The sequence below is a fragment of the Bradyrhizobium canariense genome (assembly GCF_018130465.1).
Lineage (GTDB): Bacteria > Pseudomonadota > Alphaproteobacteria > Rhizobiales > Xanthobacteraceae > Bradyrhizobium > Bradyrhizobium canariense_C.
Genome location: NZ_JAFCKJ010000005.1, coordinates 387,349 through 398,686, shown reverse-complemented (window position 1 = coordinate 398,686; position 11,338 = coordinate 387,349). Strand labels below are relative to the sequence as shown.

The 11,338-nt window shown below is 65.2% G+C and carries 10 protein-coding genes; 9 read left to right on the top strand and 1 reads right to left on the bottom strand.

Translation table 11 applies throughout. The features are described 5' to 3' along the window. Nucleotides 1-638 precede the first annotated feature (638 nt). The 4 genes from JQ591_RS17500 (at nucleotide 639) to JQ591_RS17485 (ending at nucleotide 3,423) form a co-directional block, all read left to right on the top strand. A complete protein-coding gene (locus JQ591_RS17500; RefSeq protein WP_211397250.1) occupies nucleotides 639-1,259 on the top strand; it encodes a TetR/AcrR family transcriptional regulator in 621 nt (206 codons plus the stop codon). Nucleotides 1,260-1,311: 52 nt separating this feature from the next. Then, the gene (locus tag JQ591_RS17495) at nucleotides 1,312-2,505 is read left to right on the top strand and encodes an MFS transporter (protein WP_211397249.1); all 1,194 of its coding nucleotides are present in this window, start codon (nucleotides 1,312-1,314) and stop codon (nucleotides 2,503-2,505) included. A 150-nt stretch (nucleotides 2,506-2,655) separates the two neighbouring features. Further along, nucleotides 2,656-3,075 (top strand): DUF4118 domain-containing protein, encoded by a 420-nt coding sequence (locus JQ591_RS17490; protein WP_211397248.1) that lies wholly within the window; start codon nucleotides 2,656-2,658, stop codon nucleotides 3,073-3,075. 138 nt (nucleotides 3,076-3,213) lie between these two features. Next, nucleotides 3,214-3,423, top strand: a complete 210-nt coding sequence (locus JQ591_RS17485; protein ID WP_211397247.1) for a hypothetical protein — start codon at nucleotides 3,214-3,216, stop codon at nucleotides 3,421-3,423. A 257-nt stretch (nucleotides 3,424-3,680) separates the two neighbouring features. On the opposite strand, the gene JQ591_RS17480 is transcribed toward JQ591_RS17485, so the two are convergent. Then, nucleotides 3,681-4,652 (bottom strand): LysR family transcriptional regulator, encoded by a 972-nt coding sequence (locus JQ591_RS17480; RefSeq protein ID WP_211397246.1) that lies wholly within the window; start codon nucleotides 4,650-4,652, stop codon nucleotides 3,681-3,683. A 120-nt stretch (nucleotides 4,653-4,772) separates the two neighbouring features. Here JQ591_RS17480 and JQ591_RS17475 point away from each other — a divergent pair, with 120 nt between their 5' ends. The 5 genes from JQ591_RS17475 to JQ591_RS17455 are packed head-to-tail and all read left to right on the top strand — an operon-like array spanning nucleotide 4,773 to nucleotide 11,328. Next, a complete protein-coding gene (locus JQ591_RS17475; RefSeq protein ID WP_211397245.1) occupies nucleotides 4,773-5,810 on the top strand; it encodes a class 1 fructose-bisphosphatase in 1,038 nt (345 codons plus the stop codon). Nucleotides 5,811-5,822: 12 nt separating this feature from the next. After that, the gene (locus JQ591_RS17470; protein ID WP_211397244.1) at nucleotides 5,823-6,698 is read left to right on the top strand and encodes a phosphoribulokinase; all 876 of its coding nucleotides are present in this window, start codon (nucleotides 5,823-5,825) and stop codon (nucleotides 6,696-6,698) included. 16 nt (nucleotides 6,699-6,714) lie between these two features. Then, complete coding sequence (tkt, locus tag JQ591_RS17465) at nucleotides 6,715-8,736, top strand: transketolase (protein ID WP_211397243.1); 2,022 nt, start codon at nucleotides 6,715-6,717, stop codon at nucleotides 8,734-8,736. 14 nt (nucleotides 8,737-8,750) lie between these two features. Continuing rightward, nucleotides 8,751-9,836: a class II fructose-bisphosphate aldolase gene (fba, locus tag JQ591_RS17460; protein WP_211397242.1), complete on the top strand. Its 1,086-nt coding sequence runs from the start codon at nucleotides 8,751-8,753 to the stop codon at nucleotides 9,834-9,836. A 31-nt stretch (nucleotides 9,837-9,867) separates the two neighbouring features. Then, nucleotides 9,868-11,328, top strand: coding sequence for a form I ribulose bisphosphate carboxylase large subunit (locus JQ591_RS17455; protein WP_027516500.1), 1,461 nt, complete (start codon nucleotides 9,868-9,870; stop codon nucleotides 11,326-11,328). Nucleotides 11,329-11,338: the final 10 nt, after the last annotated feature.

Genomic DNA, 11,338 nt, shown 5'->3' with positions numbered 1-11,338 from the left:
TCGGCGAATTTCGTTGGGACGAGGGAGGCCAAAAGGAACTCGGCTCCCGGGAGAGCACGGCATAAGCCGTCCAACCACTGCGCAGGGAAGGCCGAGTGATTGGCTACACCTGTATGCTGCTGTGCGGTTTTTCTGCGTGTGCTTTTCGCGCAGCGGACCGCGGTTGCCAGCCGGCACCCGGCCTTCCCTGCGCCCTCTTGGACTAGAGGGTGAAGTGACCAAGCAAAGCTCGGGCGGATCGCGCCGCGAGGATGCGAAGGCGTGTCTGGAAGCGTAGGATGGGTAGAGCGAAGCGAAACCCATCGGCCATTTACGCGAAGAGAGGTGATGGGTTTCGCTTCGCTCTACCCATCCTACGAGTTCTGCGATGTCGCCCTCGCTCCGTGGCGATGTCGCGGCAGTCAGGTGCAACGACCTCAAATGTCGTCCTGGCGAAGGCCAGGACCCATACCGCGAGGTCGATCGATTTGAGGCGGTATCAATCCAACCGAGCGAGTCTTCGCCAAACCCCTCCCTGGGGTAATGGGTCCTGGCCTTCGCCAGGACGACACCGGAGTTGGTGGCCATCAGTTTGATCCGCTGCCCCCATCACAACCAAGTGTCTTTATTCGGAAACAATCATTCCCTATTGTCCCGCAATGCAAAAGACCGCCCGCAAATCCGAGCCAGTTGCCCGTCCGCCCGGCCGTCCCCGGGAGTTCGACATGGACACTGCGCTCGACAGGGCCGTCCGCGTGTTTTGCGAGCGCGGTTATCATGCCACCTCGATCGGCGATCTCACCGCGGCGATGCGGCTGGCGACCGGCAGCGTCTACAAGGCGTTTCGCGACAAGCATGCGGTGTTTCTCGCCGCCTTCGAGCGCTACGCCGCGCTGCGCCAGGAGCAGACGCGCAGCGCCGCGGCGCAAGGCGCCAACGGCCGCGAACGGCTGCGCAACATGCTGCTCTCCTATGTGGAGCATTCCCAGGGCAACGAGGGGCGGCGCGGCTGCCTCGTGGTCGGCAGCGCGGTCGAATTGTCCGCGGTCGATCCGGTGGTCGCCGCCCTCGTCAGCGCGCGGCTCGAGACCAACGAAGGCTTCATCGCCGGCCTCATTCGCGAGGGGCAGGCCGACGGCTCGATTCCCCGCCATGTCGCCGCCGACGACACCGCGCGTCTGATGATCTGCATCACGCAGGGTCTGCGCGTCGTCGGCAAGGCGCGCCTTTCGCTCGACGGCAAGCGCCTGGTCGCCGTCGCGATGAAGCTGCTCGCCTGAATTGTTTGTCATATTAGGAAACGATCGTTTCCGATATCTGGGGACCGTGTGAATGACGATGAATGCCACGATCGAGACCGCGCCGGAGCCGGATGCGGTGTCGCAGCGACTGACCTTCGTGCTTGCCGCGGCCTGCGGCATGGTCGCCGCCAACATCTATTACGCTCAGCCGCTGATCGCCCCGATCAGCGCCGCGCTCGGCCTGTCGCACGCGGCGGCGGGGCTGATCGTCACCATGACGCAGATCGGCTACGGCACCGGGCTGCTGCTGATCGTGCCGCTCGGCGACCTCGTCGAGAACCGTACCCTGATCTGCTCCGTCATCACGCTCGGTGCGGCAGCCCTGCTCGCCGCCGGCTTCGCGTCCCACGCGCTGCCGTTCCTGATCGCCGCGCTGTTCATCGGGCTCGGCTCGGTCGCGGTGCAGATCATCATTCCTTATGCGGCGCATCTCGCGCCGGCGGCTATTCGCGGCCGCGTCGTCGGCAACGTCTCGACCGGCCTCATGCTCGGCATCATGCTGGCGCGGCCGGTGTCGAGCTTCGTCACGGCAGTGCTGTCGTGGCACGCGGTGTTCTTCTGCTCGGCCGCACTGATGATCGTGCTCGCAGCCGCGCTCTGGATGACGCTGCCGAAGCGCAAGCCGGTCGCGCGCATGCATTATGGCGAATTGCTGCTGTCGATGCCGCATCTGGTGCGGACCACGCCGCTGCTGCGGCGCCGCGCGCTCTACCAGGCCAGCCTGTTCGGCGCCTTCAGCCTGTTCTGGACCGTGACGCCGCTGCTGCTCGCGAGCGAGTTCGGCTTCACCCAGCGCGGCATCGCGCTGTTCGCGCTCGCCGGTGTCGCCGGCGTGTTCGCGGCCCCGATCGCGGGGCGGCTTGCCGATCGCGGCCATAGCCGCATGGCAACACTGGTCGCGCTGCTGCTCGCGGCCGTGGGCTTCCTGATCACGCATATCGGCGCGGCCGGATCGGTGCTGAACCTCGCCTGCCTGGTCGTGGCCGCGATCGCAATCGACATCGGCGTGCAGGGCAACGTCGTGCTCGGCTTCCGCGCGATCTTCGCGCTGGGGCACGAGCACCGCAGCCGCCTCAACGGCCTCTACATGGCGACGTTCTTCACCGCGGGCGCGGCAGGCTCGGCGGTCGGCGCCTGGGCGTTTGCGCAAGGCGGCTGGACGCTCGCATCGGCCATTGGCCTCGCGCTGCCCGTCGCAGGCCTCGTCTATGCGGCCACCGAGTAGGGCCGGGGTGGCCCAAATTGTGCGATTCGGCCCGTTTACCAAGGCCGTCCGCAAGGAAACCTGGACGGCAATTTCCACCTCGCAGTTTCCCTGCCGCTGTAGTACTTTGGTCGCAAGCGAGCCTGGTTAACGGGCGGCAGGGGGAGGCTGATGAGGCGTGCGGGGCTGTTTGGCGTGCCGCGGGTACGACCATGGTCGTGGCAGGCGTTTCTGCTTGGATTCGTCGTTGTCGTAACGTCGGCTGCGCTCCAGGGCGTCTGTGTCGCGCTCGGCGCAAAACTCTATTTCGCGGCGTTCCTGCCCAGCCTGTTCGTGCTCGGCTTTGTCGCGGGCGCACCGGCGGCGGCGTTCGCCGCGCTGCTCACCATTCCGCTGGTGTGGTGGGCGTTCATTCCGCCCTTCTTCGAGTTCAATTCGCTGACCAGCGCGCATGCCGATTCGATCAAGCTGTTCTGCCTGCTCGCCGTGCTGCTGATCGGCCTTGCCGATCTCTGCCGCGAGACGATGGCGATCATCAGCGGCGGTGGGTTGAAGCCGCGGAGCGAGAGCGCGGCAACGAATTCGCAATAAATCGGCATTGCGCGGCCGCGCACGTTGCGCGCGGGCAACAGTCCGGAAACCATTCGCGCCCTTGTCGCGCGGCGCTAACTTTTCGAAAAAGATTTGGCCGCAATTTCTCCCCCGGGAATGACGAGGGAGTTTTCGGACATGAACGGCCAAATAACCGGTCACGCCATCTTGGAGAACGTGCGCCGCTACCGCGGTATCGCATCGCTCTATCGCCAGACCGCTGCATTCCGCCCGGGCCAGAGCTGGTCGCTGCTCGAGCAGGCGAGGGATTGGGAAGCGCGGGCGCTGACGGAGCTGGAGACCTATTTCGCCGCGCGTGCGGATTATGCCGGCCGGCTCGCGGCCTGATCGTTAACGATGGGCGCGGCCTTGGGCCGGCCCGCCGAACGCCCGGTCGTCGGATCGTGCACGGACACCACGTGGCGACTACGGAGTTGTCTCGAAGCCCGCGTGTGCTAGCAACGTCCGGATCGAGACATCCCAATTCGGCCGGGGCAAGTGATGACCACCTTCAACCGCATCTTCACGACCGAGCGCCTGCTCCAGATCATCGTCATTCTGGCGGCAACGGTCGCGATGAAGCTGATGGGCTGAATGTCGGCCGGCTATCGCGCGTCGAATTCGGGCAATTCGGGCAGGTAGTTCGACCCCTCCGAGCCCAGAAAATCGAACATTGCCTGGGCGGGTGGCAGCAGCACCTTGTCGCTGCGGCGGATCACGTACCATTGCCGCACGATCGGCAGGCCCGCGACGTCGAGCACGATGAGCCGGCCCTCGGTGAGCTCGTGCGCCACGGTGTGGGCCGAGATGAAGGCGATGCCGAGCCCGGCGATCACCGCCTGCTTGATGGTCTCGTTGCTGCTCATCTCCATGCCGATGATCGGCTCGAGATCCGACTTCTGGAACATGCCTTCCATCAGTGTCCGCGTGCCCGAGCCGGGCTCGCGCGTGAGGAAGGTCTCGTGCACGAGGTCGGTCAGGTTGAGGCCGGAATCCTTCTCCAGCCAGTGCCCCTTGCGCGCGACGATGATGTGCGGATTACGCCCGAGCTGACGCACGTCGACGCTGACGTCGGCCGGTGGCCGACCCATGACCGCGAAGTCGAGGTCGTAGCCGTGCATGGCTCCGCGAATCTCCTCGCGATTGCCGACGGTGAGCTTGATCTCGATCTTCGGATGCCGCTTCGAGAATGCCGCGATCGCGTGCGGCACGAAATATTTCGCGGTCGAGACCGCGCCGAGATGCACCGTGCCGCCGGTTCGCCCCGCAAGCAGGTCGAGCGAACCCTGGCAGTCGGCGATTGCGGCTTCGACGCGCTCGGCGAGCGCCAGCACCTCCTTGCCCGCCTCCGTCAGCAGCATGCCGTCACCGGTCCGCTGCACCAGCGGCAGTCCGGCGAGATCCTGAAGCTGGCGCAGCTGCTGGGTCACGGCCGGCTGCGTCAGGCCGAGCTGGCTCGAGGCTGCCGTGACGCTGCCCTTGGCCGAGAGCGCCGCGAGCGAGCGAAGCTGCCGGATCGTCAGATGCCGGAGCTTCGCTGCTGAATGGGCATTATAAGATAATTCTTTGGCACTCATTATGAATAGAAATTTTCCTTATTAAGCAGCCCCTGTCAATCTCATCGTTGTTGGCACTGACCGCACCGACCTCCAGCGGGGAGGGAACTGGATCCGGCACCAGCAAAGGGATGGACGCAGATGACCGGGCAAATCAGGCTGGACGACCACCTTCAACGGTATTCCGAGACGGCGCCGCATGCGCTGGCCGTGGCGGCCGCGGTCGACGCCATCGCGGCGGCCGCCATCGAGATCGCCGATCTGATCACCACCGGAGATCTCGCGGACGCATCGGGCCTGACCACCGGCCGCAACAGCGACGGCGACGTCCAGCGCAATCTCGACGTGCAGGCGGATGCGATCCTGCGCCGCTGTCTCGGCAAGCTGCCGATCGCGGCACTGGCGTCAGAGGAGATGCGCGAACCGCAGATCGGTGACCGCGCGGCGAAGATCTGCGTCGCGATCGATCCGCTCGATGGCTCTTCCAACATAGACATCAACATGACCGTGGGCACGATTTTCTCGATCCTGCCCGCGCCGGACGATCTCGCGCTCGCCTTCCATCAGCGCGGCTCGGCGCAGCTCGCGGCGGGGTTCGTCACCTACGGCCCGCAGACCTCGCTGGTGCTGACGCTCGGCGACGGCGTCGACATCTTCACGCTCGACCGCAAGTCCGGTTGCTTCCGTCTCGCGCGCAGCGCCGTGCAGATATCGGAGACGTGCGAGGAGTTCGCGATCAACGCCTCGAACCGCCGGCATTGGGAACAGCCGGTGCGCGCCTTCGTCGATGAATGCCTCGCCGGTGTGGAAGGGCCGGCCAACCACAATTTCAACATGCGCTGGGTCGGATCGCTGGTTGCCGAGGCCTATCGCATCCTCACCCGCGGCGGCGTGTTCCTCTATCCCTCCGATGCACGGCCCGGCTATGGCGACGGCCGCCTGCGCCTCACCTATGAAGCGCACCCGATGGCTTACATCATCGAGCAGGCCGGCGGGTCGGCTTCGACCGGGCGCGAGCGCATCCTCGAACTCTCAGCGCAGAGCTTGCATCAGCGCGTGCCGCTGATCATGGGCTCGAGCAACGAGGTGCAGCGCGTCGAGCAACTGCATTGCGATCCGCTGCTGGTCGCCAGCGTCTCCGCACCGCTGTTCGCGCGGCGCGGCTTCTTCCGGCTGTGAGCGAGGCATTCCATGTCCAGGAAGTATCCGATCATCTCCATCACCGGCTCCTCCGGCGCCGGCACCACGTCGGTCAAGAAGACCTTTGAGCAGATATTCTTCCGCGAGAAGGTCAACGCGGCCTACATCGAAGGCGATGCCTTCCATCGCTACGATCGCGCGCAAATGCGCACGCAGATGGCCAAGGAGGCCGAGCGCGGCAACAGGCATTTCAGCCATTTCAGCCCCGAGACCAATCTGTTCGAGGAGCTGGAGCGGGCGTTCCGCGACTATGGCGAGACCGGCACGGCGACGACGCGGCACTATGTCCACGATGCCGAAGAATCCGCGCTGCATGGCACCGCACCCGGCACCTTCACCGAATGGAAACGGCTGCCGGAGAGCTCCGACCTGCTGTTCTACGAGGGCCTGCACGGCGCCGTCGTTACCGACAAGGTCAATGTCGCGCGTTATGCCGACCTCAAGATCGGCGTCGTGCCCGTCATCAATCTCGAATGGATCCAGAAGCTGCACCGCGACCGCAGTGCGCGAGGCTATTCGACCGAGGCCGTCACCGACACCGTTCTGCGGCGGATGCCGGATTACATCCACTACATCTGCCCGCAATTCTCCGAGACCGACATCAACTTCCAGCGCGTGCCGACTGTGGACACCTCCAATCCGTTCATCGCGCGCTGGATCCCGACGCCGGACGAATCGATGGTCGTGATCCGCTTCAAGAACCCGCGCGGCATCGACTTCCCCTATCTGCTCTCGATGCTGCCGCAAAGCTGGATGTCTCGCGCCAATTCGATCGTGTGTCCCGGCGCGAAGCTCGATCTTGCCATGCAGCTCATCCTGACGCCGCTGATCATGCAGCTGATCGAGCGCAAGCGAAACCTGAAGTGAACAAGGGGAGTATCCGATGAACATCTCGGTTCACGCCGACGCCGACCTCTCGGCGGTCGCGCACAACGATCTCGCCAATGCCGTCCGCTTCCTCGCGGTCGATGCCATCGAGACCTCGCAATCCGGCCATCCCGGCCTGCCCATGGGGATGGCCGATGTCGCGACCGTGCTGTTCTCGCGGTTTCTGAAATTCGACTCGGCTCACCCCAATTGGCCGGACCGCGATCGCTTCGTGCTGTCGGCGGGCCATGGCTCGATGCTGCTCTATGCATTGCTCCATCTCACCGGCGGCGACGTCAGCCTCGATGACATCAAGGCGTTCCGGCAATGGGGCTCGAAGACGCCGGGCCATCCGGAATATGGCCATACGCCGGGCGTCGAGACCACGACCGGTCCGCTGGGGCAGGGGATTGCGACCGCGGTCGGCATGGCACTTGCCGAGCGGATGGGCAATGCGCGGCATGGCGACGGCCTCGTCGATCACTTCACGTATGTGATCGTCGGCGACGGATGCCTGATGGAAGGCATCAGCCAGGAGGCGATCTCGCTCGCCGGCCATCTGCAATTGTCCCGCCTGATCGTGCTGTTCGACGACAACGGCATATCCATTGACGGCCCGACCTCGCTCGCGACCTCCGACGACCAGCTCGCGCGCTTCGCCGCTTCCGGCTGGTCGGTGCGCCGTGTCGACGGGCACGATCCCGAAGCGGTTGCGCAGGCGATCGCCGAAGAGCGCGAGAACGCAAGGCCGTCGCTGATCGCCTGCCGCACCATCATCGGCTATGGCGCGCCGGATCGTCAGGGCACCGAGAAGGCGCATGGCGCGCCGCTCGGCACCGAGCAGACCGCGGCGGCGCGGCGAACGCTCGGCTGGGACTATCAGCCCTTCGTGGTGCCGATCCCGATCCTGAAAGCATGGCGGATGATCGGGCAGCGCGGGCAGGTCGAGCGGCTCGCCTGGCTCGATCGCTATGAATGCGCGACGGCCGAGCAGCGCGATCTGTTTGTCGAGGGCAGGGCGGTTGCCCTGCCGACCGCCTATGCCCAGGCCTCGGCGAAATTGCGCGAGCGCTTTGCCACCGAGCGTCCGAAGCTCGCGACGCGGCAGGCTTCGCAACAGGTGCTCGAGGCCATCGCTGGGACGATTCCCGGATTTGTCGGTGGCTCGGCGGACCTGACGCATTCGAACCTGACGCATGCCAAGGCGCAGACCCCGGTCAAGCGCGACGCGTTCGCCGGCGATTACATCCATTACGGCATCCGCGAGCATGGCATGGCAGCCGCGATGAACGGCCTCGCGCTGCACGGCGGCTTCATTCCCTATGGCGGTACCTTCCTCGCCTTCTCCGATTACAGCCGGCCGGCAATCCGCCTTGCGGCCTTGATGCGGATCCGCGTCATTCATGTGATGACCCATGACTCCATCGGCCTGGGTGAGGACGGCCCCACGCACCAACCGGTCGAGCATCTCGCAGCGCTCCGCGTCATTCCGAACTTGCTTGTGTTCCGTCCGGCCGACGCGGTTGAGACGCTGGAGGCATGGGATTGCGCGCTCGAAGCCGAAAATCGTCCCTCCGTGCTGTGCCTGTCCCGTCAGGCGCTGCCGACCTTCCGCAGCGATGTCCGCGGCAGGAACCGCGTCGCACGGGGCGCCTATCTCATCGTTTCGCCGGACGGCGGTCGCGACGTGACGCTCATCGCAACGGGTTCGGAAGTGTCTATTGCGCTGGAAGCGGCCCGCCTGCTCGCCACCGAGCACATCCGCGCGGCCGTGGTCTCCGCACCCTGCTTCGCGTTGTTCGAGGAGCAGCCGGAGGACTACCGCGCTGCCGTGCTCGGCACTGTGCCACGGGTGGGCATCGAGGCGGCAGTAGCTGGCGATTGGCATCGCTGGATCGGCACTGACGGCGAATTCGTCGGCATGCGCGGCTTCGGTGCTTCGGCGCCGGCCCCGGTGCTCTACCGCGAATTCGGAATCACGCCGCAAAGCGTTGCGGAAGCCGCCCGGCGGGCGATTGCCCGCACAAGCAAGCAATAACAGGAGGATTTGTCGTGGCCCGTATCACCCTTCGTCAGCTGCTCGATCACGCCGCCAGTCACGGCTACGCGGTGCCGGCGTTCAACATCAACAACATGGAGCAGGGCATCGCGATCATGCAGGCGGCGGCGGAGGTCGATGCGCCCGTGATCATCCAGGCCTCGCGCGGTGCGCGCAGCTATGCCGGCGACCTCATGCTCTCGCACATGATCGACGCGCTGGAGCGGACCTATCCGGACATCCCGCTCTGCATGCACCAGGACCACGGCAACGACGAGGCGACCTGCGCGTCCGCGATCGCCCATGGCTTCACCTCGGTGATGATGGACGGCTCGCTCAAGGCCGATGCCAAGACTGCGGCCGATTACGACTACAATGTCGCGATCACCAGCCGCGTCGTCGATCTCGCCCATTGGGTCGGCGCCTCCGTCGAAGGCGAACTCGGTGTGCTCGGTTCGCTCGAGCATGGCGGCGGCGAGCAGGAGGATGGCCACGGCGTCGAGGGCAAGGTCAGCCACGACCAGTTGCTGACCGATCCCGGCCAGGCGGTCGACTTCGTCCGCGCCACCAAGGTCGATGCGCTCGCGATCGCGATGGGCACCTCGCACGGCGCCTACAAGTTCAGCCGCAAGCCGGATGGCGACATTCTGGCGATGCGGGTGGTCGAGGAGATTCATCGCCGGCTGCCGAACACGCATCTCGTGATGCACGGCTCTTCCTCGGTGCCGCAGCCGCTCCAGGACATGTTCAACCAGTTCGGCGGCGAGATGCCGCAGACCTGGGGCGTGCCGGTCGAGGAGATCGTCCGCGGCATCAAGAGCGGCGTGCGCAAGGTGAATATCGACACCGACTGCCGGCTGGCAATGACCGCGGTGTTCCGCAAGGTCGCCGCGCAAACCCGCTCAGAGTTCGATCCGCGCAAATTCCTCAAGCCCGCGATGGATGCGATGCGCGAGCTCTGCCGCGAGCGCTTCGAGCAGTTCGGCACCGCAGGCCATGCAAGCCGGATCAAGGTCGTTCCCATGAGCGAGATGGCGCGGCGCTACCGCGCCGGCGAACTCGATCCGCGCATCGATGCCCGAGAGCCCGTCGCGGCCTAATCATTCAGAGAGAGAAGAGCAGGAGAGAGCCATGAACGCACATGCAGGAACCGTCCGCGGCAAGGAAAGATATCGTTCGGGCGTGATGGAATACAAGCGCATGGGCTATTGGGAGCCCGACTATGTGCCAAAGGACACCGACGTCATCGCGCTGTTCCGCGTCACGCCGCAAGAGGGCGTCGACCCGATCGAGGCGTCGGCCGCAGTCGCCGGTGAATCCTCGACCGCGACCTGGACGGTGGTGTGGACCGATCGCCTGACCGCCGCCGAGAAGTATCGCGCAAAATGCTACCGCGTCGATCCGGTGCCGGGCACGCCGGGCTCGTATTTCGCCTACATCGCCTATGACCTCGACCTGTTCGAGCCGGGCTCGATCGCCAACCTCTCGGCCTCGATCATCGGCAACGTGTTCGGCTTCAAGCCGCTCAAGGCCTTGCGTCTGGAAGACATGCGTTTCCCGGTCGCTTATGTGAAGACATTCCAGGGACCGGCGACAGGCATCGTGGTCGAGCGCGAGCGGCTCGACAAGTTCGGCCGGCCGCTGCTCGGCGCGACCGTGAAGCCGAAGCTCGGGCTTTCGGGCCGCAATTACGGCCGCGTCGTCTACGAGGCGCTGAAGGGCGGGCTCGACTTCACCAAGGACGACGAGAACATCAACTCGCAGCCCTTCATGCACTGGCGCGACCGCTTCCTCTATTGCATGGAGGCGGTGAACCGCGCACAGGCGGCCTCCGGTGAGGCGAAGGGCACCTACCTGAACATCACCGCGGGGACGATGGAGGACATGTACGAGCGTGCCGAGTTCGCGAAGGAGCTCGGGTCGTGCATCGTCATGATCGACCTCGTGATCGGCTACACCGCGATCCAGTCGATGGCGAAATGGGCGCGGCGCAACGACATGATCCTGCATCTGCATCGCGCCGGTCACTCGACCTACACACGGCAGAAGAGCCACGGCGTGTCGTTCCGCGTCATCGCCAAGTGGATGCGGCTCGCCGGCGTCGACCACATCCATGCCGGCACGGTGGTTGGCAAGCTCGAAGGCGATCCGAACACCACGCGCGGCTATTACGATGTCTGCCGCGAGGACTTCAACCCGACCAAGCTCGAACACGGCCTGTTCTTCGACCAGTCATGGGCGAGCCTGAACAAGATGATGCCGGTCGCCTCCGGCGGCATCCATGCCGGGCAGATGCACCAGCTGCTCGATCTCCTCGGTGAGGACGTCGTGCTGCAGTTCGGCGGCGGCACGATCGGCCATCCCATGGGCATCGCGGCCGGCGCGATCGCCAACCGCGTGGCGCTGGAGGCGATGATCCTCGCCCGCAACGAGGGGCGCGACTACGTCCATGAAGGTCCCGAGATCCTGGCCAGGGCGGCCGAGACCTGCACGCCGCTGAAAGCTGCGCTCGAGGTCTGGAAGGACGTCTCTTTCAATTATGAATCCACCGACACGCCGGACTTCGTGCCGACCGCGCTCGAAACCGTTTGAGGAGATTTGA